We start from the raw sequence: 26,663 nt of genomic DNA, 5'->3' as shown, positions 1-26,663 counted from the left end.
TTTTATTAGTGTAATTTTACTCATCACTTTAAAGCGAAACCAAAATTTAATACCATGAAAATATTAGCAATCTTTCTAACGCTTTTATTCGTCGCTCCTGCTTCTTCTGTCTATGATTTCAAACTGAAAAACATAGACGGCGACGCTTTCTCGTTAGCCAAATACAAAGGCAAAAAATTGTTGATCGTAAATACAGCATCAAAATGCGGTTTTACCCCTCAGTATGCCGAATTGCAAAAATTGGCTGATCAATACAAAGACAAAGTAGTTGTAGTTGGCTTTCCTGCTAACAATTTCGGCCAGCAAGAACCTGGAAATGCATTGGAAATCAAGTCATTCTGCCAGAAAAACTATGGCGTTACTTTCCCTTTGAGCCAAAAAGTAAGTGTTAAAGGCGACGACATCGATCCTTTGTTCAAGTATCTGACAGAAGCACCAAATCCTGATTTTACAGGCGAGATTAAATGGAACTTTGAAAAATTCCTAATAGACGAAAACGGTAAGTTGATCCACCGTTTCCGTTCACAAACTACACCGCTTTCTCCAGAACTGACTAAGTATTTATAATAAATTCACCGGGATATTCTGCAGAGGCTCCGAAATTCGGGGCCTTTTTTATGGCTTTGGCTGGTCATCCTTTTTTTGTTGGTCTGACTGTTTCTGTTGGTCCTGGACTTTCTTGATAGAATCCTGGCGGGCCTTCTCCAGCTTTTTCTTCTTTTTGAAGAAGCCCTTCAACAAGAAGTTCGATTGGGCTGCTTTGAGGTCTTCGTTTAGTGTTCCGGTCGTTTTATGTACATTGGCCATGGTGGTTTGGGCCTGTTTCACGGTATTTTCCATATTCCGGGCCATCTTATCATTGTTCAGCAAACGACCTATGCTACCCTTTCCGCTGTTTACCTTATTAACGATTGATGCAAGGCCTTCCACCAGGTCACCTGCATTATCCGCTATTTTGGTGAACTTACTAATAATCTTATCCACATCCAGCGGATTAACTCCGGCCAATTGATCGCCGCTGTTCACCTCCTGGTTACTAGTGCCTCCACCGGGTGATATAGTTACCAATTTATCGCCCATCAAGCCATCACTGCCGATGCTTAGTTTGGCATCCTTTTTAATGAATTTTCTTACATCTTCACTCAGCATTAGTACAACTTTTACAGTTGTATCGTTCACTATCTGTATATCCTCTACAACGCCGACGTTTATGCCGGCAAACCGGGCATTATTACCTATCTGCAGGCCGTTTACATTTTTAAACATCCCATGCACATTAAATGTACTGGAAAACAACCCCTTCTTGTTCCCGATAAGGAAAATGGCTATCACCAGCACAGCAAGGCCTGCCAGTGTGAAGACGCCTATTTTAATTTTTTGTCCTGATGTTGTTTTCATAATGTAGATTTAAAAAATGACCTTACAAGCCCGTCTTTTGAGTTTTTAAGCTCGGCAACTGAGCCTTCTGCTATATATTCCCCATCGTTCATAATCACTACACGGTCGGCCGTAATATCGGCGCACTCCATATCATGCGTAATGATGATAGAGGTTGTTTTGTATTTCTTTTGCATCTGCAGGATCAGCTCACTGATCTCCCTTGATGTTATAGGGTCAAGTCCTGTTGTGGGCTCGTCATAAAGCATGATCTCAGGATTCACGATCAATGTTCTGGCCAGGCCAACGCGCTTACGCATTCCTCCCGAAAGGTCAGATGGCATTTTGTCTATAGCGTCCGACAGCCCCACATTCTCCAGAACTTCTTCAACCCGGTTATTTATATCGCTTTGATCTTTTAATTTCAACACTCTTGTAAGCGGAAATTCAAGGTTTTCCCTGACGGTCATGGAATCGTATAAGGCTCCGCTCTGGAACAGGAACCCTATCTTCATGCGTAATTCCTTTAATTGCTTTTCTTTTAAAGCAGCAACTTCTTCTCCAAAAACCTCTACTTCACCCCCGTCGGGAACCAGGGCCCCCACAATACATTGAATAGTAACTGATTTACCCGTGCCAGATTTGCCAAGGATCACCACATTTTCTCCTCTTTTCACGTCAAGGTTGATGTTTTTTAAAACATCATTTGCGCCAAATGACTTTTTTAGACCCTTGATATGAATCACCGTTTCAGATGAATTACCTTTCTTCTGCGAAACTTTCTCTGTCTCTTTCATATTAACGATAAAAAAGTAAACTGCTAATCTGAACCACGATAGCATCAATTACGAATATCCATAGCGAGGCTGTCACTACTGCAGAATTGGCGGCAAGACCAACGCTCTCTGTGCCCCGGTTTGAATTGTACCCTTTATAACATCCTACAAAACCGATGACAAACCCAAAAAATATAGTTTTAATAAAGGCGGGCAGAAAGTCAGTGAAGTCAATTGATGCGAGGCATTTATTAAAGTAAAGCATGGCACTGACGCTGCTGGTAATATTTATAGCGAGGAATCCTCCCAACAAACCCAAAACGTCGCCCAGAAGCGTTAAAACAGGCACCATAAGGGTCGTAGCCAATATCCTGGTAACTACAAGATACTGAATGGGATTAGCGCCTGAAACCTCCATAGCACCTATCTGCTCGGTCACCTTCATACTGCCCAGCTCCGCCCCTATTCCCGATCCTATTTTACCGGCGCATATCATGGCTGTAATTATGGGGCCTATCTCTCGAACGATCGATACTGCCAATGATTTAGGCAGCATGCTTACAGCCCCAAAATTAACAAGGGTTGGCCTCAGCTGTAAAGCTAAAACCAACCCCATTATAAATGCTGTAGTGCCGACCAGCATAAAAGACTTGTAGCCTATTTCGTAGCACTGCCGTACAAATTCTGACCACTCAAAGCCGCCCCTGAAAACATTTCTAAAAAAGCCTTTTAAAAATATTACCTGGTCACCGCTTCCTTCAAGCCACTTCTTCCATCCGGGTATTGCCTGTTCTGCCATAGGTTGTTGATTGGTTGCCTGTTATAAACAATTGATATCTAAATTGTTTCAGGCGGTTCAAAAACCCTGGCCCTGGGAATACCCCCGCTTATCGCATTGGTACTTCCATGATCAATATACGTGACTGATTTAGGGTTTCAATGGTAAATGAACTTGTATCTTCAACACCTAAAGCGTCCCTTTTGTTTAGATCGGTACCTTCCACAGCTACTTTACCGTCGATTACAAAAATATAAGCCCCGTTTCCTAGTATTTGGATATCATATTTTACTTGTTGTCCAGCTTCAAAATCACCCATGGAAAATATGGCATCCTGGTTGATCCACAAAGCCTCGCCACCTTTTACCGGAGATACCAATGTGGTGAACTGGTTAGGCTTTAAATCCTCAACAAAGCTTTTCTGATCATACCTTGGTTCGATGTTCATTTCTTTAGGGAAAAGCCATATCTGAAGCGTATTGGCATCTTCTTTTTTTGAATGATTGTATTCTGAGTGCTGTATACCGGTTCCGGCCGACATTACTTGTACCTCACCAGCAGTGATCACACCGATGTTGCCCATACTGTCACGATGCTCCAATGCACCGGAAATAGGGATGGTGATGATCTCCATATTGTCATGCGGATGGGTACCAAAGCCCGTGCCACCGGCAATGATATCGTCATTCAACACGCGTAATGCACCGAAATGCACCTTGGCAGGATTGTAATAAGGCCCAAAGCTGAATGAGAAATTAGCTTTTAACCAACCAATGTCGTTGTGCCCGCGCTCATTAGCAGGGTGAATTGTTTTCTTCATGATTTAATAATTTCCTCCGAATTATATGTTTAAACACACAATTTTCATTCCACAATTTACAATTGCTTATTTTTGCCTAAAATTATGAACTTATTATGTCAAACAAGGCTGTAATAGCAGGAGCAAGCGGACTAATTGGCAGTAAATTGCTGTATATATTGCTGCAAGAATCCTACTATGATGAAGTTCTGATTTTAGTGCGCAATGAATTACCAATCAATCATAAACAACTGGTTCAATTGGTGATTGACTTTGATAAGCTGGGGGATCATACAGCTGCGATTACAGGTCATGCTGTATTCTGTTGCCTGGGTTCGACAAAGAAAAAGACTCCTGACCTCGAAGTCTATCGCAAGATTGATCATGATTATCCATTGAAGCTGGCACAATTAGCTGCGCAAAATGGCGTTGAACAATACCATTTGATATCAGCTATAGGTGCTAACAGCCATTCATCTAACTTTTACATGAAGATGAAAGGTGAGGTTGAAGAGGATATTGAACATGTTGGGTTGAATTGTTTGCATATCTATCAACCATCGGTACTAACCGGTGATAGAAAAAAATCTAGGCCCATGGAACGATTTATTATCGGCTTGATGAAAGTGATCGACCCATTGCTGGCCGGGAGTCTGAAAAAATACAGGAGCATCTCTGCTGGAACCGTTGCCAGGGCGATGTTTAATGAATCAATAAAGAAACAGGAAGGTGTGTTTGTACACGCTTCCGATAAAATAAAGTTATTAGCGTGAGTACGTATCTATCTGCTGAAAATTTAGGCCATTCATTTCATGACCACTGGCTGTTTAAAAACCTGACCATCGGCATTAACCGTAGCCGGCGAGTGGCGCTGGTGGGTGTGAATGGCGCTGGCAAGTCTACCCTATTGAAGTTATTGGCCGGACAATTTTTGCCGGTTGAAGGCAAGGTTGTACAAGCCCGTGATCTGCGATTGGGGTACCTGGAGCAGGATCCAACATTCGATAAGTCTTATACTATCAGCGATTATATATTCCATTCCGATAATAAACAGCAGCAATTGATCAGGGAATACGAGAACCTGCTGGAGAATGACCCAAATAATACTAAAGCTATAGATAAAGTCACCGAAGAGATCAGTAACAGCGATGCCTGGGAGTATGAATATAAGATCAAGACCATTTTAGGTCGATTGGATATCCATCACCTCAATCAAAAAATAGACACCTTATCTGGTGGTCAGCGAAAACGATTAGCACTAGCACGTTTATTAATTGAAGAACCCGATGTGTATTTACTGGACGAGCCTACCAACCACCTGGACATCGACACTATTGAATGGCTGGAAAAACTATTGACTGAGGGTGCCAATACGATAGTGATGGTAACACACGACCGGTATTTTCTAGATAATGTGTGTAACGAGATATTGGAGCTGGACAATGGTAAGGTGATCCCCTATAATGGAAACTATGGGCATTACCTGGAGAAAAAAGCCGAACGTGAAGCAGAATCAGAAGCACAATTTCAAAAGAATTCCAATTTGCTTCGTAAAGAACTGGAATGGATGCGCCGGCAACCTCAAGCTCGCGGCACAAAATCGAAAGCACGCATAGACGCCTATTATGATTTGGAAGAGAAAACCAAAAATGCAGGTCCTAAGGCTAAGGTTGAACTTAGTGTGAAAACATCCCGCCAGGGGAATAAAATATTGGAACTACATCATTTAAACAAGGCATTCAATGAGCATACTTTCATTTCTGATTTCAATTATGTGTTCAAAAAGGGAGACCGTATTGGTCTTGCCGGCAAGAACGGAAGTGGTAAGTCCACCCTGTTGAATATCATCACTGGCAATTTGCAGCCTGATAAGGGGAATGTGATTCCGGGAGAAACGACCGTAATGGGCTATTTCCACCAGTCGGGCATGAGCTTTAAAGAAGATGAGCGCGTGATTGATGTTGTGAAAAACGTTGCCGAGTTTATCACAATGGCAGATGGCAAAACAATATCTGCTTCCGCATTGCTAACATTATTCCTATTTCCTCCTAAAAAACAGCATGGATTTATTTCAAATCTGAGTGGCGGAGAAAAGAAGCGATTGCAGTTGCTGCAGATATTGATGAAGAACCCCAATTTCCTGATACTGGATGAGCCCACCAATGATTTGGATATTGACACCCTGAATGTACTGGAAGAATTCCTAACCAATTATACAGGCGTATTAATGCTCGTATCCCACGACCGCTATTTATTGGATAAACTCACCGATCAGTTATTCATTATGGAAGGCAATGGCGATGTTAAGGTATATAATGGCAATTATTCTTCCTATCGCTTTGAACTTGACGTTGCAAAACAACAGGCCAAGAAATCCACTGTCGAAGAAAAGACAGAACCAAAACCTCAACCTAAAAAGAATAAGCTTGCCTTTAAAGAGCTAAAGGAGCTGGAGAATTTGGATAAAGAAATTGAACAGATCGAGGCCAAGATTAAAACATTAACAGAAGAGCTTAACTCTGGCCTGTCAGATCATCAACAGTTAAGCGAAATAGCGCAAAAGATCACTGCTTTAAACAGTCAACTTGATGAGAAAAGCATTCGTTGGATAGAATTAACCGAACTAAACGAAGCATAAATGAAGCTTTCTGATATCATAGCATCTATTGGGGTTATCATATTACTGATTGCATTCCTGTTGAATTTATACAAGAAGCTTCCTGCGGACAATAAAGTATACAGTTTATTGAATTTTATTGGCGCTGGGATATGTTGTTTTGCTTCGTGGATGGTGAGCTTCTACCCTTTTGTCATACTTGAGGGCGTTTGGGCTTTTGTTGCGTTAGTATCATTATTTAAAGTTCCACGTGGAACATCGGGGAATTGAATGTAATTTTGTACGTTCCACGTGGAACATGGAGGTAAAATGTTTAAGAAATATGATGTAATAGTTGTGGGTGCCGGCCATGCCGGTTGTGAGGCAGCAGCTGCTGCAGCTAACCTTGGCTCCACTGTTTTATTGGTCACCATGAACATGGGGACGATAGCACAGATGAGTTGCAACCCCGCTATGGGTGGCGTAGCTAAAGGACAAATAGTGCGAGAGATAGATGCTATGGGTGGGTACTCTGGTATTATAGCGGACAAAACCACGATACAATTCCGTATGCTGAACCTTTCAAAAGGCCCGGCGATGTGGAGCCCACGCACACAAAACGACCGCATGCGCTTTGCTGAAGAATGGCGTTTGGCGCTGGAGAGAACACCCAACGTCGATTTTTGGCAAGACATGGTCTCCTCATTAATTGTAAACGGAAACACCGTAAAAGGTGTTCGAACATCCTTAGGCGTAGAGATAGAATGCGACGCTACTGTGCTTACCAACGGTACTTTCCTGAACGGTGTAATTCACATCGGCGAAAAGAAATTTGGCGGTGGACGTACGGGCGAAAAAGCTGCTACCGGTTTAACCGAGCAACTGGTTGAGCTGGGTTTTGAATCGGGCAGAATGAAGACTGGCACCCCTCCCCGTGTGGATGGTCGCACGCTAAACTATAGCGTAATGGAAGAACAATGGGGCGATGAAAACGCCGGCCGTTTTTCATTTACCGATGTAGAGCGTCCAACAGAACAACGCTGCTGCTGGATCACTTACACCAATACCAACGTACACGAAACCTTGAAAGAAGGTTTCGAAAAATCGCCGATGTTCACAGGCCGCATCAAAGGCCTAGGCCCAAGATACTGCCCATCCATTGAAGATAAGATCAATCGCTTTGCCGAGCGCGAACGTCATCAAATATTTGTTGAACCTGAAGGATTCAATACGGTGGAGATCTATGTAAATGGTTTCTCTACTTCTCTTCCCGAAGATGTACAATACAAAGCGTTGACCCAAATACCAGGTTTTGAAAATGCAAAGATGTTCAGGCCAGGATACGCGATCGAATACGATTACTTCCCGCCTACGCAATTAGATCTGACATTAGAAACCAAACTGGTGAAGAACCTTTTCTTCGCCGGACAGATAAACGGCACCACAGGATACGAAGAAGCGGCATCCCAGGGATTCATTGCCGGGATCAATGCTCATCAAAAAGTACATGACAAGCATGAGCTGATCATGAAGCGTTCAGAGTCATACATTGGGGTACTGATAGACGACCTGGTAACGAAAGGCACTGAAGAACCGTACCGTATGTTCACCTCTCGCGCCGAACATCGCCTTCTATTGCGCCAGGACAATGCCGACATCCGGCTTACCCCAATCGGCTACGAACTAGGTCTGATCAGTGATGAGCGGATGAATAAGGTAAGTCAAAAAGTAAAAAACTCTGACGACATAGTAGCCTATACCAAAAATGTCTCGGCCGAAGCAAGCTCCATCAATCCACTTTTAGAACAATTAGCTACCGCCCCGCTTTCTCAAAATGTCAGACTGTTCAATTTGCTGAGCCGCCCGCAGATATCATTTAATGACCTGAGAAATGCTGATTCATCGCTCGACGAACTGCTTTCAAAATATGATAAAGAAACCATCGAGCAGGCTGAAATAAAAATTAAATATGAGAGTTATTTTGAGAAGGAATTAGACATTGTAGAAAAGATGCGGAAGATGGAAGACAAGGAGATCAATCCTGAATTCAATTATCACAACCTTGTCTCGCTTTCTAAAGAAGCACGTGAAAAGTTGATGAAAATAAAACCGCGTACTTTGGGACAGGCGTCGCGTATTTCCGGGGTTTCGCCGTCAGATATTTCAGTTTTAATGGTACACATATCGAGATAGATATAAATTATTGATTATCAATTGATTATAAATATTCGATTAAAGCGACTTTTTTTAATTCCGAATGATAATCTTCATAAAAAAATAAAAATCGTTTATAAGGCTTAAAAATGAGGCTAAATAAAAAGAGTGCTTTTTCACCCCTAAAAATTCTGGTTTTCATCATTGCATTGTTAATAATTGGCTGCGCAAGCATGCAAAAGCCTCAGGGCGGACCAAAAGACCGCACTCCGCCAAAATTACTGAAGGCGACTCCGCCAAACATGACCCGGAATTTTTCTGCCAGGCAGATCCGGCTTGACTTTGACGAATACTTTAGTTTAAAAAACCAGACCCAGGAAATCACAGTCAGCCCAACAACCGATAAACCGCCTACCTTTAAGACGAGCAAAAAATCTCTCATCGTAGATTTCAAAGACACGCTTCAAAAAAATACAACTTACGTCATCAACTTTGGAAAATCAATCGCTGACCTGAACGAAGGAAATGTTCTGAATAATTTCACTTATGTTTTTTCTACCGGTCCACATATCGACTCATTGAGTGTTTCCGGAAATGTGCAAGATTTGATGGCACAGGAAAAAGAAAAGGATGTAACCGTAATGCTGTTCCCACTAAATAAGGACACACTTTGGGGAAAGAAAAAGCCGACCATTTTTGCTGTCACCGATTCGTCAGGTAATTTCTCCTTAAATAACCTTCACGATGGCGATTATCGTATTTACGCCCTTAAGGAAAAGGCTCCAAACAGAATATATGATAAAGACGACGAACTGGTTGCATTCCAGACGGCTACAATTCACCTTAAAAAAGACACCGCAAATATTCATCTGAATCTATTTAAGCAAGAACCCGATAAATTCCGATTAACCGAACGTCGTTTTGAAGCCGATGGAAAAATGCTATTTATTTTCAATAAACCTGTTGAAAAACCATCTGTAAAAATATTATACCCCCCCGCTTTAGATGCCGAAAAAATAGTTGATTTTAACAAGACCAGGGACACAGCTATGGTATATATGAAAAATATGGATTTCGATTCTATCAGAGTATCTTTCCTTCAAAATGCAACCCCCATAGATACTGTTGCTTTGCGAAAAAGCCGGAAAGAGACATTTGACCGTACTATCTCCTTAAAATACAACACAACATTTGACAACAAGATTAGAGCTGGAAACACACTTGTAGTAACAACCAGTACTCCTATTCAAACGATTGACAATTCATTGATCACCTTAAATGAGGATTCAACAAACGTCTCCAATTTTACCATTACTAAGGATACAGCAACAATGAAAAGGTTAACGTTTAATTATAGATGGAAAGCCAATAGCAGGTATCAGTTGATATTTAATGAAGGCGCTTTAACCAGTATATACGGTGATAAGAACAAGAAATTCCTAAAGCCATTTCAATTAGACAAGCCCGATAATTATGGCCCTTTAACACTCAAAGTAACTGTCCCGGATACTTCCAAAGGTTATGTAATAGAGCTGTTGGACGATCAAAAAAATATTGTTCACCGGGACCCCTTAGTTAAAAGCGGCAATGTTGTTTATAAAAACTATCCTGTAGGTAAGTACAACGTGAGGGTGATTTATGATGACAATAAAAACGGCAAATGGGATAGCGGTAATGTAAAAAAGCGTATTCAACCAGAAAATATATGGGTTTATCCTAAACAGATCACCTTACGATCAAACTGGGAGGCTGAAGAACCTATTGATATTCCTAAAGAGCCGGCGACCCACTAAACCATCCCGAATACATGATATAGTTATGCGGTAACTGCCGCAGCATATCTTTTTGTTCTTGAGTAAGTGGCTTTATCTTTTTCGCCGGTGTACCAGCATATAGGTATCCCGACTCGCAGATCGTCTTCTCCAATACCACTGAGCCCGCGCCTATGATCACAAACTCTTCTACCACGGCATGATCCATCACAATGGCGCCCATACCCACCAGCACGTGATCTCGCAGCGTACAGCCATGTACCAATGCATTATGCCCTATGGATACGCAATTACCTATTTCGGTATAAGCTTTAAGATAAGTAGCATGAATGACAGCTCCATCCTGGATATTAGTGTTATTTCCTATCTTAATATAATGCACATCTCCTCTGATCACAGCATTAAACCAGACCGAGCAATTATCCCCCATTGTTACATCACCTACAATGGTAGCGTTTTCGGCAATAAAGCAATTGCTTCCCCAGATTGGGCTTTTATCTTTTACAGGCAGGATAACAGGCATCTTTTTAACTAGTGAGTTAGTGATTGAGTGAATTAGTAATTTTTAATAAAGTATATTTTATTTATGTTTGGTACAAATTTAGCGGAAATAGCTCAGTCGGTAGAGCATCAGTTTCCCAAACTGAAGGCCGCGGGTTCGAATCCCGTTTTCCGCTCTTTTTTACAACCACAACCCTATTTCCAGATGCACTTTCTTTCGCTCTTTATGGAAAAAGTTTAAAGATATTTTTACCGCTTTGATCCTCCATTCCAGGGCAATATCACCTTGTTTAACATCTTCCTCCAGCTTTGGCTCGCCGAAAATTCTGATCAGGTGTGCTTTCGTTTTCTCAAAGATATCTTCCGCTTCACTGTCTTCTGATAAAAAGTCAATAGACTCAAAAGATTTAGAACCACTATGTTGCTTATGGTTCCAGCAAACCGTTTTAAAATATAAGGATAGGCCATTCAGTATAGTCCGATCGGCCCAATGATAAATTGTCCGATCAGCTCGATATTCCTTCTTTGTATACTTTTTATCAAGCTCAATATCAGTTCCCCATTTCAGGAAAAATGCATCTTCAAATAATATTCCGTCAGCAATCGCCTTCACACTATCAATTGGAACTATTTCCGGTTCAGCCTTCTTTTTAAAACGTGAAAAAAATGTCATTAAATATTTATAGATATTTTACAAGACGCAGTTATAACATCGGGTGTGAACAACCAAATCGCATCTTTTTCATTAAAATACTGTATCATGCACCCCTTCAGCATGAACTTGATAATCTGTAGTATAATGCAATCCCCTGCTCTCTTTCCTTAACATAGCCGATTTAATAACAATATAAGAAACCTGAATCAGATTACGAAGCTCACAAAGCTTTACAGACAACTTTGTCTTTTTATAAAACTCCTCTGTCTCTTCATACAATAAATGTAAGCGGCGCATCGCTCTTTCCAATCTAAAATCTGATCTTACGATACCTACATAATCGCTCATCATCTTTTGCATTTCTCTCAGATTATGAGTTACCAAGATATCTTCGTTCGATAATTGAACACCATGTTCGTCCCAATCAGGGATACCATCTGGTATTACATTATTCCCAAATTGCTGAACTGCGTCCTTATAAATACGGTCGGCGAACACCAACGCCTCCAATAATGAGTTGGATGCCAAACGATTAGCTCCATGAAGCCCGGTTGATGAACACTCTCCGCAGGCGTATAAATTCAAAATAGACGATTTACCAATATGATCAACCATAATACCTCCGCACATATAATGACAAGCTGGTGCGACAGGTATCATATCTTTGGTCATATCGATACCGATATCTAAACATTTAGCGTAAATGTTTGGAAAATGGGCCAGTATATCGCTCTTACTGCGATGCCTTATATCCAGGTAAACATAATCCTCACCCGATTTTTTTATCTCGGCATCAATAGCTCTTGCCACAATATCTCTTGGTGCCAATGATTTACGCGCATCATACTCCTGCATAAATTCCTGACCATTCGTGCGTTTTAATATGCCCCCAAAACCACGTACAGCCTCTGATATCAAAAATGAAGGATATTCGCCCGGGTTATATAAAGCTGTAGGATGAAATTGGATAAACTCCATATTCCTCACTTTTCCTTTGGCCCGGTAAACCATTGCGACGCCATCGCCTGTGGCTATAGTCGGATTAGTGGTAATAGAGTAAATATGCCCGGCACCGCCTGATGCCATTACGGTTACCTTAGATAATATCTTTTCCACATGGCCATTCAATGTATTCAAAACATAAACACCATAACAGGTAATATCCTCGCTTGACTTATCTACAAACTCTCCTAAATGATGCTGTGTAATTAAGTCTACAGCAAAATAATGAGTTAAAATAGTGATGTTAGGGTTCTGATGTATCTGATCTAATAAGGCCCTTTCTATTTCCCAACCGGTTATATCCTTATAATGTAACACCCTGAATTCAGAATGACCTCCCTCTTTAGCCAGATCATACATGCCTTCATTGGTCTTATCAAAGTTGGTTCCATAGTCAATAATCTCACGAATTCTTTCAGGGCCTTCCTCAACTACTATCTCCACAGCTTCCCTGTCACAAAGCCCATCTCCAGCAATTAAGGTATCTTCTATGTGTTTTTCAAAAGAATCATCTTTTTTATCCACAACCACCGCAACACCACCCTGGGCATACTTAGTGTTAGACTCATCTTCATTTGATTTCGTAACTATCAGAACTTTACCATGCTTGGCCGCCTTGAGTGCAAAACTCAATCCGGCGATACCAGACCCAATCACCAAAAAATCCGCTTTTCTCGTCATACAGATGTATTATATTGTGTAAAAATAGTGCTTATGTTAGAAAGCGCCCTAAAACGTGTTAATTTTGTGTAAGTAAAAAAATAATAAATTATTAAGTCGTGGATAATGACAATTTCAGCCCCAATTCTAAATAATCTTTGCAGTAATTTTGAGACTAATAAAGTCATTAATCAACATTTTACACCCCGTTAACTTATTAACAAAAATGTTTTAAAATAAAATTAAGAGAAATATACCCGTCTTAAAATCAAAAAACTACGATACAAAAAACATAGGTTTCTTGTTAATAAAAATGTAAAACTTACTATTCATATACTTTGTATCACTACTTTTAAACAGAATTAACACACCAATAACAATAGCTTTTTCTTTTAAATAAAAATGATTATTATTATTTGAATTGTTGAAATGGATACCTTAGCTGAACTAAATCTCAAAGGGTTTGTGGAGGAACAAATAGATCCGACACTTGACCTTTTTCAGGAGATTGAAAAATTAAAAAAAGAAAAGAATGCAGTTGTTTTGGCTCACTATTACCAGGAGCCGGACATACAGGATATTGCTGATTATATTGGCGACAGTCTGGGGTTATCTCAGCAAGCAGCCAAAACAGAAGCCGATATCATTGTATTTGCCGGTGTGCACTTCATGGCTGAAACCGCGAAAATATTATCGCCACAGAAGAAGGTCCTTTTACCCGACTTGAAGGCTGGTTGTTCTTTAGCAGACAGCTGTCCGCCGCATTTGTTCAGGAAGTTTAAGGAAAAATACCCTGATCATTTGGTGATCACTTATGTGAATTGTACAGCTGAACTGAAAGCATTGAGCGATATCGTATGCACATCGAGCAATGCAGTGGCGATAGTGGAAAGCCTACCAAAAGATCAGAAGATCATTTTCGGGCCGGATAAAAATCTAGGAGCTTACGTGGCAAAAAAAACAGGACGCGACCTGGTGTTATGGAACGGTGCCTGTATGGTGCATGAAATATTCTCGAGAGAGAAGATCACCAAATTGAAGGAACGCTACCCGAGGGCAAAATTGCTGGCACATCCGGAATGTGAGGATGTGATACTTAAAATGGCTGATTACATAGGATCAACAACCGGTCTGTTAAAATATGCTACCAAAAGTTCTGAAAAAGAATTTATAGTAGCGACAGAATCAGGCATCATTCACCAGATGCAAAAGGAGAACCCGGATAAAGTGTTTATTCCGGCGCCGCCAAATAACAATTGTGCCTGCAATGATTGCCCGCACATGAAAAGAAATACACTGGAAAAACTTTACCTGTGTATGAAAAATGAATTGCCTGAGGTAACAGTTCCGGCAGATGTTATAAAAAGAGCTGTAAAACCGATTGAAAGGATGTTGGAGATATCAGCTCAGCTAGGTCTGTAAAAACCAAAAATTTTTCCCGCCTTCGGCGGTATATTCCAGACAGGGCATTGCGGGGGAAAATTATGGCACCGGTAAAAAAACGACCGGTGCCATATTAAAAAATTTAGAGTTTTATTGAGCTTTTGCCAGCCACAACGATGCATTCAGGTGAAATGCAGGGTGTGAGGTGAAGCCCGATGGCGAGTCACCAGACCAGCCATTGATCAGATTATCATTCGTATCACCAGTACCGTCATCAGCCGGTGAACTGTCACCTATAAACACCACCCGGCCCGAACCGTAAGTTGCTAATAAGGCCATTACGCCTGTATTGCCACCGTTGGTGCTGCTAGCTCTCCAGAATAAACCCTGTACGGTTGAATTGTTTGCAGGATATAAAGTTGCCGTTGTTCCATCATAGAATGAAAGTTTTGAAGCGGTACCTGCAGCACCATTTAATACTTTCTGAGCATCGGCATTCGTACCGGTATAAACATTGCTTGTTGGCTGTTCATTGATGTCGATATAGTCAATATTGAAACCAAAAGGCTTGTTATTATTAATACCATTGTTAGTCATCAGGTCATTCCATACGCGCGGTGAATCATAACCATCACCATCTCGGTCTGATGGATTATAACCATTGGAATCCGTTCCACCTGTTGTAGCAGCTGTGTGATCGGCCACCATCATTAAACCGCCGCCATGAGAAACAAAGTTCATAATAGCAGTTTTTTCTGATGCTGTGAATAACCTGTTTGGTTCGATTACTACATATACATCATAGTTACTCAAATCCTGTGGGTTACTAGAATCGCCATAAGTGATGGCTGTTCCTTCAGGCAAGGTTTCAACCAATTCGCCCAGCTTCACAAGGGATACGGCCCATGCGGAAGAGGCACCTTTCCAATAGGTTTCCGCTGTAGTTGAGGTGATACCAGCATAAGAAGGGGTTGGTGTACGCTGAGCTTTAGTTTCTACCGTTGTACCGCCGGTATAAATAGGAACGTTCTCGGTTCCATCAGCATCTATTTGCCAATCGGCGCTACCTGCATTTTCATATTTGGTAGCATCAAACAGGAATTTTTTCCCGGTTAAAACCGTTCCCCCTCCGCCACCACCGGTTGTATTATCATTAATGGTAATATCATCAATATTAATACGATTGCTTGAGCCGGTAAGCTTGCGTATTTCTATACGTGCTGTTCCAGTAATATTTAAAGTAAATGATTGGCTCTGCAATGTTGATGTGGTAGTTACGTTGGAACCACTTTGGGTCCAGGTACTGCCGCCATTGGTTGAATACCACAAACCCCACTGGCTTGCTGCATCTGAACCATAGGTACCGTGCTTAACAGTAATTGTGCTGATCCCTGTAGTGACATCAAACAGCATGGTTATTTTACCGGTGTTGCGTATGCGGGCCGACCATGAACCATCCTTTAGGTCGCTGCTCAAGTTGCCTATCAAAGCGTCATACATATTCCATGAGTTACCCTGTAAAGTAACATTATCGCCGCTGCTCGATCCGGTCGGCGAAACATCATAAGCTGTTTTTGGACTGGTTGCACCTACTTCAAAATCTTCTGATTCGGAGACGGAGGAAAGGCTGACCATTTTATTGGCCTGCGGGATGGAAGAGTTTTGTGGATTAAGGTTGCTGGTTTTGCTGCAGGAAACCAGGAAAACTGTGGTTATGGCAAAAGCCATAAGCGGTTTTAGGTAAGTTTTGATATTTTTCATAAAAAGTGGTTTAAGTACTAAAACTCAACATAATAATTAAGTATGTTGTTTATTAATTATTATTTTAATATTAATAATTACAGTATAAACCAAAAGTTAATTTATGACACACAACTGCACCTGTTAAAAATAAAATACGATGGAGGGGATTTGAGATAAGCTTTCGTATTTTTGCACACTAAGTTTTAGATAGCAGGAAATGTTTGAGAATCAGGAAAGAACCAATATAGAGCAGCTGGGTGAGTTTGGATTAATAGACCATCTAACCAGCCAGATCAAAATAAAACAAAGTAGTACATTAAAAGGTGTTGGAGATGACGCCGCAGTAATTGATTTTGAAGGGAAAAAGGCTTTGATATCAACAGATATGCTATTAGAAGGTATTCACTTTGATCTGGCATATACTCCCCTTAAGCATCTGGGCTACAAATCTGTCCAGGTAAACCTGAGTGATATCTATGCGATGAATGGTATTGCTACACAGGTTACGGTATCGATAGGCATTTCGAGCAAATTCCCATTGGAGGCAGTTGAAGAATTATACGAAGGCATATACCTGGCTTGCGAAAAATATAATGTGGATCTGGTAGGGGGCGATACTTCTTCATCCCGGCAGGGTTTGGTAATTAGTGTTACTTCGATAGGTTATGCCGATGAAAAAGATATAGCTTACCGTAATACGGCCCATGAAGGTGACTTGGTCTGCGTTTCGGGTGATTTGGGAGGAGCTTATGTTGGCCTGCAATTGCTGGAACGTGAAAAAATGGTTTATATTGAGAACCCGAATATTCAGCCTGATCTGGAAGGGAAAGATTATATTATTGAGCGTCAGCTTAAACCGGAAGCCAGGAAAGACATTGTGGAATTGCTGAAGGATCTTAATATTAAGCCGACAGCAATGATCGATATATCTGATGGCTTGGCATCGGAAATATTGCATATCTGTAAACAAAGTAATAAAGGCTGTAATATTTATGAAGATAAAATTCCGCTTGATCCGATGACCTATGAAACCGCTCGTGAATTTAACCTGGACCCAACAGTTTGTGCTTTAAGCGGTGGAGAGGATTATGAACTATTATTTACCATAAAGCAGGTAGACTATGAGAAAATAAAGCTGATGATGGATATTTCGGTGATCGGCCATATTACCGAAGCTTCCTCCGGATGCAACCTGATCACCAGGTCAGGCCGGGTTCACGCGATTACTGCCCAGGGGTGGAATGCTTTTAAAAGCTGATTATTTTTAATATTTAATAGTATAGAATACCAAAAGCTAGCCTTATGAAAAAGATTTATTTGATTGCATTTATATGCATGGGTTTCACACAACTTTGGGCCCAGCAGGGTGTGGTATTTAAGATAAAATACCTTCCAAGTCACAACTATCAATCCAACATCAGTGTGGATATGAAAATTAATGCCACGGTTTCCGGAGATCAACAGATATTGGATAAATTAAAAGAACAAGGCATAACGCAACCGGTTGATGCTAATCTTTCTATCGCTTTGGGCGGTATGATGAAAACAGGTGCGCTGGCGTCCGATAACTCCATGCCCATGAATATGGATTATAAAATTAGCAATATTTCTCTTAGTGCCAACGGAAAACAATTCCCTATCCCACCAAAAGCTACTGAAAAAGATATAAAAGCCTCCGGCCATATCAGCCAGGATTGGAAGATAAAACTGGATTCTGCTAATGGCAAAGCCGTAGGTGATACTGCCCAGAAAAAAATGCAGCAAATGATGAATATGGTGCAAAAACAGATACAATTTCCGGATAAGCCATTAAAACCCGGCGATTCCTTTACACAGGGTGCACCAATGAACATCCCTATTGGCAAAGATGGTACGAGCGCAAAAATTGACGCCGGTGTAACTTATAAATTGGTGAGGATTGCAGATGGTAAAGCCTATTTTGATATGATTCCGAATTTTAGCCTGAATGTTCAGGTAAAGAATATATCTGTTGATATGAGCGGTACAGGGACCGGTAAAATGGTCTATAGTATAAAAGATAATTTCCCGCTATCAAAAGAAGGTAACATCACTATGAAAATCAAAGTCACATCGCCTAAAATAAATGTTGATGGTACCGCCGTTATTACCTCTAAATATGATTGTACCATAAATTGAGGGGTTAATATCGCGCTATCGACTAATCAGCTAGTTCTATCCAGACCGGCCCATGATCGCTTGATTTTTCCCATCCGCGTACGTGGCGGTCCACTCCTGCCGATTGGAGGCGACTATCAACTTGTGGGCTCAACAGGAAATGATCGATCCGAAGGCCGGCGTTGCGACCATAGGCATCGCGGAAGTAATCCCAAAAAGTATATATGGTTTCCTGGGGGTGTAGTTTCCGAATAGCGTCCGTCCAGCCCTGGTCAAGCAGCCGGTTAAAAGCAGCCCGTGTTTCTGGACGGAACAGCGCATCCTCTACCCAACGCTCCGGTTTATAGGCGTCGATCTCTGTCGGTATTACATTGTAATCGCCTGTGAGCACTATCGGAAGGCCCGAAGCCATCAGATCACCTGCATGGATGATAAAGCGTTCCATCCAGCTTAGTTTATAATCAAATTTTGGCCCGGGAGCAGGGTTGCCATTGGGTAAGTAAAGGCCACCTACAATAAGTCCTTCAACTTCAGCCTCAATATAACGGCTGTGCAAGTCTTCAGGGTCACCGGGCAGCACGCGTCTGCGTTCTTTTATTTCGAGGCCGCGGGTTAGCATAGCAACGCCATTCCAGCTTTTTTGACCATGCCATATGACATTATAGCCGGCATCTTTTATCGGTTGCTCCGGAAAATTTTCCTGTGGCGCTTTCAGCTCTTGCAGGCAAACTATGTCGGGTTGTGTTTCGCTTAGCCAGCGAAGCAATACAGGCAGCCTGCTGTTGATACCGTTTACATTGTAGGTTGCAATTCTCATGGCAGATGGGGTTGATTAGTAATCAAACTTAATAAAAAACAGAATCAGCGCGGAACTTTATTTCGCTTTTTGGATCACTGAAAACCACACATTGCAGCGGGTAACAAAGCCCAGGCTTTCATAAACTTTTATGGCACGGTCGTTGTCTGACCGCACATGAAGATAGGGTATTTCGTTTGCTGCTCGGATGCGGTTGATTTGATAGACAAGCAATTGCCGGGCATAACCTTTACCGGTATGATCGGGATGGGTGCAAACAGCGCTAACTTCGGCATAGTTAAAAGCATGCAGGCGCTGACCCGCCATTGCAGCCAATTCGCCATCCTGAAAAATGCCGCGGTAATGGCCGAAATCGATCGTCCTTTCAGCAAAAGGCCCGGGATTGGTTAGCTTGGTAAGCGAGAGCATTTGCGGAACATGCTCTTGAGTTAAGGTAGTGAGCACTACAGCCTGTTCACCGGCATCAACACCCGGTTTACAGATCATCTGGTTGCCTTTTATACAATTCAACACTTTCCACGGACCGGGTATTTCAATTTCAACCGGTGTTACGAATAAAAGCACCCGGCCTTGGGGTACCATGTGATAGAGTTCCTCAAAGTTCTCGTTCGTATTTTCTTTAAATGCTACAAATGGCGAAACATCCCGGGCAAAATATCTTATATGGTCGTTACCGTAATAAAGATTTTCGTTACCCGATATCAACGCATTCCATGCCGGATTATCCAATACATGTTCCATCGTGGCAAACCTATGAAAAAGCTTTGCTTTCGCGTATAGTTTTACCTACTTGTGTGATCTTTTGAAACCAGGATTACAAAAAATACCGGTCCTGCCCGACCGGTATTCAATCCAACTAACCAAACACAATTCCCAAATACAAATACATCCTGTATATTTAAAAATAGTACAGCTGTAAAACTCTTTTTCTTTCATTATACCTAATGTTCTAAATACTTGACGATGAGCACGAAATACTTGACGTAAGAGGGTTGACACCTTTGATAATGGTTGTAACTTGTATATGGATTAAATTGGATATGTAATGGCTAAAAATGTGGTATACTGGCTAACCAAATACAAGGTATTCTACATACTCACGTGGATGGTGGCATCATTTATTATCATGCTCATCAACTATAACCCACGCACGCCCTGGATACCCCAATGGTGGGGCCATATGATCATACTCGGCACTGCCGTACCTGTTTGTTATTATACTGCTTATAAACTTACCCCCAGGTACCTTTATACCCGTAAAATCGGCGCTTTTATCTCTTATCTACTGCTGCTGGCTTTTTTAAATGCAGTAGTTACTTTTTTGTTTGCTTTATATATTTATCAGTTGGTCACCGGAATACCTGTTTTCGGTTCAGTATTGAGAACAGTTTCCTTATTTTTTGAAACCGTATTGATCGATATCAGCCTGATTGCTATCAGTTGTATTATCAAGATTATCATCGACCGTTATTTTATGGAACAGCAGATACTGGAGATCGAAAAAGAAAAGGTGACATCCGAACTTAATTTTCTGCGATCACAGGTAAATCCGCATTTTCTCTTTAATGTGATGAATACCATTTATTTCCAGATAGATAAAGCAAATACGGATGCCCGATTAACGGTTGAAAAATTTTCGGAAATGCTGCGCTATCAGCTATATGAATGCAATACAGATAAAATACCGATACAAAAAGAACTGCATTATATCAAAAACTATGTCGCCATACAAACCCTGCGGGTTGAAAGGGACTCGGATATCAATCTATCTATCGAGGGTGAAATGGAGGACTTTTCGATAGCGCCATTGCTGATATTGCCAATCGTGGAGAACGCTTTTAAGCATATTTCGAATTTTAAAGAAGCCGGAAAAAATAAGATACAAATCACTATTAGAAAGCAGGATAATGAGATATTAATCATCGATACAATAAACACTTATGACCAGGCTACCGGGCAGAAACACTTAATGCAGACTGGTGGTTTGGGCATACAAAATTTGCAGAGGCGTCTGGAATTGCTTTATCCGGGCAAACATGACCTGAGCATTAATAAAGAAGAGAACATATTTCAAACAGTACTCAAATTGCAGTATAATGATTAATTGTTTGATAGTTGACGATGAGCCGATCGCCAGGCAGGGTATGTTGGAGTATATTGACCAGATAGAATTTTTGCACGCAATGGCGGTGTGTAAAAACGCAATTGAAGCCAGCACAGCACTTCAAAGTCATCACATCGACCTGGTTTTTCTTGATATACAAATGCCGAAAATCACAGGGATTGATTTCCTTAAAAACTTAAATAATCCCCCTCTCGTAATTTTTACCACTGCTTTCCCCGAATATGCCATAGAAGGTTACGAATTAAATGTAATGGACTATCTGTTAAAACCAATAAGTTTTGAGCGGTTTTTTAAAGCGGTATTAAAAGTGCAGGCTTATTTGAGTTTAAGGTTGCGGCACGAGGTAACGCAGGTAGAAAATTACTTCTTTATCAAATCGAACCAGAAAATAGAGAAGGTGTTGATAGCGGACATCCTGTATGTCGAGGCGCTGTCAAACTATGTCATACTTTACACTAAAAACAAGAAACACATTGTTTACATGAGTTTTAAGGGCATGGAAAGCCAATTACCAGATGGCCTTTTCATCAAGATACATAAATCATATATAGTTGCCGTGAATGCTATTCAAACCATAGACAATAATGAGGTGATTTTAGCCGATCATATACTACCCATCAGCAAAAGCTACCGTGCACAGGTGATGCAACGGATTGAAAGAAATCTTTTTAAAAGGCTTTAGTACTAATAGTTCACATAAGTTTCATCAAAGCTGTCATCATCGTACAGATCGATCAGGCCATAACCGGGAGCCGTTTCGCGCCGGTTGCCTTCCCACCAGGCACCGCTCACGGCACCATTACAGATATAAGTAACATTGTTATATACCACCTTATCGCGCAAATGGATGTGCCCGCTTAGGCATAATTTCACATTAGGGTGTTTGTAAAAAAGTTTGATGATTTTCGAAGTATCAGTATGCATATCTCCACCCAGCATCTCCCATTTATTCACGATGTTATCCTCAATCATCAATGTTGCAGTAAGGATAGGTATATGCGACATTACCAGCACGGGGGTCTTAGCATCGGTGGTATTTAGTTCATTTTCGAGCCAGGTAAATTGCTCGTCGCCCAGTTTGCCTATGTACCAGGTACCGTCAATATCGAGGTGCACACTGTCGAGTATGATGAATTTCCAACCATTGTTTTCAAAGCTGTAATAGGCTTTGGAAAGCTGCAACTGGTCCATCGAATATTTTTTGCCATACAGTGCCTGGCCTTTGTCGTTCTCGTTCCACCAGATATCATGATTGCCCAAACAATAATGCACAGGCAGGCCGCATTCGGATTTCATGATCTTGTGAGAAAGCGCCCATTGCTTGTTGATGGTATCAATATTCTCTTTATTCATATCGAAAACGATGTCGCCGCCATTAAGTATCAGATCAACCTTAGGGCTTTGCTGCTGAACATGGTGCAGACATTTTGCCAGTTTACCAGGTGCACCAAACTGATCTTTCAAGTGGATGTCGGTAAGATGGGCTATCCTTAAAACCTTTCTTCTTTCGGCGCTGATATTCAGCTTTTTTATAGCAGGGGTTAACAGGTATAACCCCGACATTTTGAGTGCGGTTCTTCTTTTCATATATGCAGCTTACAAAGTCGGTATAAAAATATTGTAAGTTGCTCTTTTCGGGAAATAGGATGAATTATTTAATGCTGATGTAACGCAGAATAATGCTAAGTGGAATAATAAGTCCTTGCGGTCAAACCATAAGAATTTATCCGGCAGTTAATTATTCTTCAATCCTATCTGGTGATGCATATAATCAGTCAGGTATTCGTTATCCATAAAAAAATCGATACCGAATATAGTGCGATAATCACCGGTTACATTGGGGTTTTCAACCTGCGTTAAATTGGCTGTACTGGTGGTGGTATAAGTATAAGTAAATCCCATATTAGTGGTTACGGTTACCTGTGTGTTTGCAGGAAGCTGACCAGTGCTGTTTACTGCCAGTTTATTTTCGATGGTAGAAATCAGAGGGGTTCCGGTATCAAATAAAACATTGGCACTTATTGTTTGCCCGTTATAGGTTATTGTAGATGGTATATTTGCTGAATATCCTCCAACACTGCTATACGTTAATGGGTGCATTATAAAACCATTGGAAGTTATGTCTGCCGTGGTTAATCCAATTTTTAACAATGCCGACACATAAGTTCCTGTGGTGCTGAACTGGCTTCTGTGTAATAAAGCAAGTTTAAATCCACTGATAAGGCTTGCGTCGGTATTAAAATAAATCAAGGGGCTTACTATTGCCGAATTGGCATAGCTGCTACCCGGGCCCACGCCAAAAATATCCAATGAATGGTTAACCGTTTCGGTTTTACCTGAAGTCACGTCGACAACTTTGTAATATAAAAATACCGGCACACGGCCAGCACTTGTGCTTCCATGTGCATCGCCAATAGTGACAGGGGCGTACGCCAGGTAACCATATTCCTTAGTTAAACCGGTCTTATTTCCATAGCTAAGCGTATATTGCCCTGCTTTAATGGTAATACCATTCACTGTTGTAGAATCGCCCGTAAACGATATGCCTGAGCTGGTTATCATCGCAGCGGGTATAATACCATGTGCATCAATGGTCATTCCGGCCGATCCTGTGTCGAATACGCTATAATAATTAACCGTTTGCGTGCCTATTTTTGTAACCGGAATAAATGCGCGTTTCCCGCTATCCGCACCGTATTCGTACAAACCCAACGTTGAAGTTGTGGTAGTAACAGGTTTGGTTTTTTCCTTTGAACAGGCGCTAATGAACAGCGTCAATCCGAGCCCGCAAAGTAACCAAAGTATATTTGTTTTCATTTTAGCTTAGTGGGATATAAAATTTGTATTTTAATAGGTAATAACGTAAAAAAGCTAAATGTTTTATCAGCAGGTGAAATTTTATTTAAACAGCACTTTTTAAGGTATACGGGCATTGATTGTCTGAGGTTGGCTTCCTGAAAGATAAGTTTGTTTATCCATTAAAAAGCGATCTGTATTTTAACTTTTTCAACACCGCCATCATCCGCCACTTATTTAATGTGCCATTTTGTATTTTTGGAGCGTGCCCGCTCCTAATAAAAAAACTGTAGTATCTAAAAAAGCACCTGTAAGAAAAAAGGCTCCTGCTAAAAAGAAAAAGGGCAAAGGCTGGCCGATACAGTTAAAAGTTGCCGTTGCTGGCCTAATGTTGATATTACTATCTCCATTTTACTATGCTTATGTTCTAAGAACATTCACTTCGACCTGGAGATGGATACGCGATATAGGCGAAGAGCCGCATTACCGTACGTATAAAAGTTTCAATATCCGGATACCGGATAAATACGCGATCCATGGCATCGATGTATCCTATGCGCAGGGAAAAATCGACTGGCAAAAGGTGAAGAATATGGAGGAGGATAGTGTGCACATCAGTTTTGCTTTTATTAAAGCAACGGAAGGCGTGTTGCTGGTAGATTCATATTTTCAGCGCAATTGGCGCGAGGCTCCGAAGGTTGGACTCATTTGTGGCGCATATCATTATTTTAAACCATCCAAAAGTGGTAAATGGCAGGCCAAGTTTTTCCTTCAAACCGTTAAGATAGAAAAAGGAGATTTCCCTCCTGTAGTAGATATTGAAGAACTTAACGGCACCAACCCCAATAAGATGCGGCAGGAGCTGAAGGAGTTTTTAAATTATATCCAGAGCAGAACTGGTGTAAAGCCCATCATCTACTCTGGCATCAGTTTTTATCAGGATTACCTGCAAGGGTATTTCGAGGGTTACCCACTGTGGATTGCACATTATCACCAGGCGCAACTCAACCTGAGTCCCGAAACAAAATGGCTTTTCTGGCAGCATTCAGACAGAGCTACTATAAACGGCATCAATCATGTGGTTGATTTTGATGCCTTCAGAGGCGATAGTTTAGCCTTTAGGAAATTATTGATCCAATAAATTTTCTTTCCGGTCCTTGTCGCAATTCGCCCTCCGTATTGCCGCATTTAGCTGTTTTATAGCCCCTATTTTGCCACTAAGTTTGTATTGTTGATTGTTATACCGATAGCTGCCAACGGTACTTTGAAATATTTTTCGAAAAAACTTGTGAAACCAAAAGGTTGCATTTATATTTGAAACCAAAAGGTTTCATATTATATGAGAAGAGATGTGTTTCAGGCGATTGCCGATCCGACCAGGAGAGAGATTTTGGGAATGATAGCGCACAAGTCGCTCAACATAAATGCGGTGTCTGAGAATTTTGATGTGAGCAGGGCGGCCATTTACAAGCACATGAAAATACTGGCTGAGTGCGGTTTGCTCGAGATAAAGCAACAGGGGCGTGAGCGCTTTTGTGAAGGCCGGTTGGAGAAACTGAATGAAGTATCCGACTGGGTAGAACAATACCGGCAGTTTTGGGAAGCGAGGTTTGATTCACTGGACAATTATCTGAAGGAATTACAGTCAAAAAAGAAAAAACATGGCAAAAAGAAATGATTTGGAGATTACCCGTGTATTTGACGCGCCGCGTAAACTGGTGTTTAAAGTTTGGAGTGAGGCAAAGCATCTTGCCCAATGGTGGGGACCAAAGGGCTCTGAGATTGAAGTGAAAACATTAGAGTTTCGTCCTGGAGGGATATTTCATTATACCATGTCTTTCGGTGGAGGCAAAATGTGGGGCAAGTTTGTTTACCGGGAAATAGTGGAGCCCGAAAAGATAGTATTTGCCAGCTCATTTGCCGATGAAGAAGGCAACAGTATCCGTACATCATTTATTGATCCATGGCCTTTAGAGATTTTGAATACGGTAACATTTACTGAAAGCGCAGGCAAAACCACGCTTACTATAAAGGGGGCGCCAATTAATGCTACCGAGGAGGAATACAACAAGTTTGAAGAAATGACAGCTTCAATGCAGCAAGGCTTTGGAGGTACATTGGATCAGCTTGCTGAGTATCTGCTAAAAATTAAAGAATAATATTTCTATAACTTAGATAAGAACTAAAACATATGTAAATCAAACTAAATCACTTAAAACAATGAAAACAACTAAAATTCTTTACTGGGTATTTACCGTTCTGTTGGTTGCGCTAATGCTTTTCTCAGCCATAGGTAGCTTTATTCCGAACCCTGAAGGCGCAGCATTTGCAAAGCAATTCGCCTATCCTACTTACATTTTTAAATTTCTGGCGATAGCAAAAGTTTTAGGCGTAATAGCCATCCTGGTGCCGGGCAATCCGAGATTAAAAGAGTGGGCCTACGCCGGATTCACGTTTGATATGCTTGGCGCCATGTATTCATTTTATGCAAATGGCACATTCCCTGCAGTCACCTGGGCGCCAATGCTCATTTTAGGATTGGTACTTGTCGCTGGCTCTTATATCTGTTATCATAAACTAAAAGCGCAATAGT

General features: G+C 41.2%; 27 protein-coding genes and 1 tRNA gene. 16 read left to right on the top strand and 12 right to left on the bottom strand.

All coding sequences use genetic code 11. The features are described 5' to 3' along the window. Positions 1-54: 54 nt before the first annotated feature. Entirely contained in the window at positions 55-567 is a 513-nt protein-coding gene (locus Q3A68_RS11140) for a glutathione peroxidase (protein WP_302901163.1), read from the top strand. 48 nt (positions 568-615) lie between these two features. Here Q3A68_RS11140 and Q3A68_RS11135 read toward each other — a convergent pair whose 3' ends face one another. The 4 genes from Q3A68_RS11135 to Q3A68_RS11120 all read right to left on the bottom strand — a co-directional run bounded on the left by Q3A68_RS11135 (position 616) and on the right by Q3A68_RS11120 (position 3,751). Next, positions 616-1,398 (bottom strand): MlaD family protein, encoded by a 783-nt coding sequence (locus tag Q3A68_RS11135; protein WP_302901162.1) that lies wholly within the window; start codon positions 1,396-1,398, stop codon positions 616-618. Continuing rightward, positions 1,395-2,174, bottom strand: coding sequence for an ABC transporter ATP-binding protein (locus tag Q3A68_RS11130; RefSeq protein WP_302901161.1), 780 nt, complete (start codon positions 2,172-2,174; stop codon positions 1,395-1,397). The genes Q3A68_RS11135 and Q3A68_RS11130 overlap by 4 nt, the downstream gene beginning before the upstream one ends. A gap of 1 nt (position 2,175) precedes the next feature. Beyond that, positions 2,176-2,952, bottom strand: coding sequence for an MlaE family ABC transporter permease (locus Q3A68_RS11125; protein WP_302901160.1), 777 nt, complete (start codon positions 2,950-2,952; stop codon positions 2,176-2,178). 88 nt (positions 2,953-3,040) lie between these two features. Then, complete coding sequence (locus tag Q3A68_RS11120; RefSeq protein WP_302901159.1) at positions 3,041-3,751, bottom strand: pirin family protein; 711 nt, start codon at positions 3,749-3,751, stop codon at positions 3,041-3,043. Positions 3,752-3,846: 95 nt separating this feature from the next. On the opposite strand from Q3A68_RS11120, the gene Q3A68_RS11115 reads away from it, so the two are divergent. The 5 genes from Q3A68_RS11115 to Q3A68_RS11095 all read left to right on the top strand — a co-directional run bounded on the left by Q3A68_RS11115 (position 3,847) and on the right by Q3A68_RS11095 (position 10,273). Then, a complete protein-coding gene (locus Q3A68_RS11115) occupies positions 3,847-4,503 on the top strand; it encodes an NAD(P)H-binding protein (RefSeq protein WP_302901158.1) in 657 nt (218 codons plus the stop codon). Continuing rightward, complete coding sequence (locus Q3A68_RS11110) at positions 4,500-6,368, top strand: ABC-F family ATP-binding cassette domain-containing protein (RefSeq protein WP_302901157.1); 1,869 nt, start codon at positions 4,500-4,502, stop codon at positions 6,366-6,368. The genes Q3A68_RS11115 and Q3A68_RS11110 overlap by 4 nt, the downstream gene beginning before the upstream one ends. Beyond that, positions 6,369-6,617 carry a CBU_0592 family membrane protein gene (locus Q3A68_RS11105; protein WP_302901156.1) on the top strand — a complete coding sequence of 83 codons (249 nt, stop codon included), beginning with the start codon at positions 6,369-6,371 and terminating at the stop codon, positions 6,615-6,617. Positions 6,618-6,656: 39 nt separating this feature from the next. After that, positions 6,657-8,519, top strand: coding sequence for a tRNA uridine-5-carboxymethylaminomethyl(34) synthesis enzyme MnmG (mnmG, locus tag Q3A68_RS11100; RefSeq protein WP_302901155.1), 1,863 nt, complete (start codon positions 6,657-6,659; stop codon positions 8,517-8,519). A gap of 194 nt (positions 8,520-8,713) precedes the next feature. Continuing rightward, a complete protein-coding gene (locus tag Q3A68_RS11095; protein ID WP_302901154.1) occupies positions 8,714-10,273 on the top strand; it encodes an Ig-like domain-containing domain in 1,560 nt (519 codons plus the stop codon). On the opposite strand, the gene Q3A68_RS11090 is transcribed toward Q3A68_RS11095, so the two are convergent. After that, complete coding sequence (locus Q3A68_RS11090) at positions 10,251-10,775, bottom strand: gamma carbonic anhydrase family protein (protein ID WP_302901153.1); 525 nt, start codon at positions 10,773-10,775, stop codon at positions 10,251-10,253. The two genes, Q3A68_RS11095 and Q3A68_RS11090, sit on opposite strands and share 23 nt — an antisense overlap. An 81-nt stretch (positions 10,776-10,856) precedes the next feature. Here Q3A68_RS11090 and Q3A68_RS11085 point away from each other — a divergent pair. Then, positions 10,857-10,929: transfer RNA gene (locus tag Q3A68_RS11085), tRNA-Gly, on the top strand. 5 nt (positions 10,930-10,934) lie between these two features. On the opposite strand, the gene Q3A68_RS11080 is transcribed toward Q3A68_RS11085, so the two are convergent. Together Q3A68_RS11080 and nadB are read right to left on the bottom strand one after the other, a co-directional pair. Further along, positions 10,935-11,426: a hypothetical protein gene (locus Q3A68_RS11080; RefSeq protein WP_302901152.1), complete on the bottom strand. Its 492-nt coding sequence runs from the start codon at positions 11,424-11,426 to the stop codon at positions 10,935-10,937. A 72-nt stretch (positions 11,427-11,498) separates the two neighbouring features. Further along, entirely contained in the window at positions 11,499-13,091 is a 1,593-nt protein-coding gene (gene nadB / locus Q3A68_RS11075; protein WP_302901151.1) for an L-aspartate oxidase, read from the bottom strand. 408 nt (positions 13,092-13,499) lie between these two features. Between nadB and nadA the strand changes: the two genes are divergently transcribed. Beyond that, the gene (gene nadA / locus Q3A68_RS11070) at positions 13,500-14,492 is read left to right on the top strand and encodes a quinolinate synthase NadA (RefSeq protein ID WP_302901150.1); all 993 of its coding nucleotides are present in this window, start codon (positions 13,500-13,502) and stop codon (positions 14,490-14,492) included. Positions 14,493-14,603: 111 nt separating this feature from the next. Here nadA and Q3A68_RS11065 read toward each other — a convergent pair whose 3' ends face one another. Further along, positions 14,604-16,214 carry a hypothetical protein gene (locus Q3A68_RS11065; protein ID WP_302901149.1) on the bottom strand — a complete coding sequence of 537 codons (1,611 nt, stop codon included), beginning with the start codon at positions 16,212-16,214 and terminating at the stop codon, positions 14,604-14,606. Between the two features lie 199 nt (positions 16,215-16,413). On the opposite strand from Q3A68_RS11065, the gene thiL reads away from it, so the two are divergent. Both thiL and Q3A68_RS11055 read left to right on the top strand, forming a co-directional pair. After that, positions 16,414-17,454 (top strand): thiamine-phosphate kinase, encoded by a 1,041-nt coding sequence (gene thiL, locus Q3A68_RS11060; RefSeq protein ID WP_302901148.1) that lies wholly within the window; start codon positions 16,414-16,416, stop codon positions 17,452-17,454. 44 nt (positions 17,455-17,498) lie between these two features. Next, positions 17,499-18,353 carry a hypothetical protein gene (locus Q3A68_RS11055; RefSeq protein WP_302901147.1) on the top strand — a complete coding sequence of 285 codons (855 nt, stop codon included), beginning with the start codon at positions 17,499-17,501 and terminating at the stop codon, positions 18,351-18,353. 22 nt (positions 18,354-18,375) lie between these two features. Here Q3A68_RS11055 and xth read toward each other — a convergent pair whose 3' ends face one another. Both xth and Q3A68_RS11045 read right to left on the bottom strand, forming a co-directional pair. Next, on the bottom strand, positions 18,376-19,149 hold the full coding sequence (gene xth / locus Q3A68_RS11050) for an exodeoxyribonuclease III (protein WP_302901146.1): 774 nt from the start codon (positions 19,147-19,149) through the stop codon (positions 18,376-18,378). Positions 19,150-19,206: 57 nt separating this feature from the next. Then, positions 19,207-19,890 carry a GNAT family N-acetyltransferase gene (locus Q3A68_RS11045; RefSeq protein ID WP_302901145.1) on the bottom strand — a complete coding sequence of 228 codons (684 nt, stop codon included), beginning with the start codon at positions 19,888-19,890 and terminating at the stop codon, positions 19,207-19,209. A 304-nt stretch (positions 19,891-20,194) separates the two neighbouring features. Between Q3A68_RS11045 and Q3A68_RS11040 the strand changes: the two genes are divergently transcribed. Together Q3A68_RS11040 and Q3A68_RS11035 are read left to right on the top strand one after the other, a co-directional pair. Next, positions 20,195-21,253 (top strand): sensor histidine kinase, encoded by a 1,059-nt coding sequence (locus Q3A68_RS11040; RefSeq protein WP_302901144.1) that lies wholly within the window; start codon positions 20,195-20,197, stop codon positions 21,251-21,253. Further along, positions 21,246-21,956: a LytR/AlgR family response regulator transcription factor gene (locus tag Q3A68_RS11035; protein ID WP_302901143.1), complete on the top strand. Its 711-nt coding sequence runs from the start codon at positions 21,246-21,248 to the stop codon at positions 21,954-21,956. Before Q3A68_RS11040 ends, Q3A68_RS11035 begins: the two co-directional genes overlap by 8 nt. 2 nt (positions 21,957-21,958) lie before the next feature. Here the strand turns inward: Q3A68_RS11035 and Q3A68_RS11030 are convergent, their stop codons facing one another. Continuing rightward, a complete protein-coding gene (locus Q3A68_RS11030) occupies positions 21,959-22,861 on the bottom strand; it encodes a metallophosphoesterase family protein (RefSeq protein ID WP_302901142.1) in 903 nt (300 codons plus the stop codon). Between the two features lie 147 nt (positions 22,862-23,008). Continuing rightward, entirely contained in the window at positions 23,009-24,091 is a 1,083-nt protein-coding gene (locus Q3A68_RS11025; RefSeq protein ID WP_302901141.1) for a hypothetical protein, read from the bottom strand. Positions 24,092-24,335: 244 nt separating this feature from the next. On the opposite strand from Q3A68_RS11025, the gene Q3A68_RS11020 reads away from it, so the two are divergent. From Q3A68_RS11020 to Q3A68_RS11005, 4 genes are all read left to right on the top strand, one after another. Next, positions 24,336-25,211 (top strand): glycoside hydrolase family 25 protein, encoded by an 876-nt coding sequence (locus Q3A68_RS11020; RefSeq protein ID WP_302901140.1) that lies wholly within the window; start codon positions 24,336-24,338, stop codon positions 25,209-25,211. Between the two features lie 198 nt (positions 25,212-25,409). Beyond that, the gene (locus tag Q3A68_RS11015; protein ID WP_302901139.1) at positions 25,410-25,748 is read left to right on the top strand and encodes an ArsR/SmtB family transcription factor; all 339 of its coding nucleotides are present in this window, start codon (positions 25,410-25,412) and stop codon (positions 25,746-25,748) included. Next, positions 25,732-26,229, top strand: coding sequence for an SRPBCC family protein (locus tag Q3A68_RS11010; protein WP_302901138.1), 498 nt, complete (start codon positions 25,732-25,734; stop codon positions 26,227-26,229). Before Q3A68_RS11015 ends, Q3A68_RS11010 begins: the two co-directional genes overlap by 17 nt. Positions 26,230-26,290: 61 nt before the next feature. Continuing rightward, a complete protein-coding gene (locus Q3A68_RS11005; RefSeq protein WP_302901137.1) occupies positions 26,291-26,662 on the top strand; it encodes a DoxX family protein in 372 nt (123 codons plus the stop codon). The last annotated feature ends 1 nt before the right edge of the window (position 26,663 follow it).

Origin of the sequence: Mucilaginibacter tolerans (assembly GCF_030519375.1) — a bacterium.
GTDB lineage: Bacteria > Bacteroidota > Bacteroidia > Sphingobacteriales > Sphingobacteriaceae > Mucilaginibacter.
Note: the sequence above shows the minus strand (reverse complement) of the source record. Positions and strands in the feature narration are given on the sequence as shown.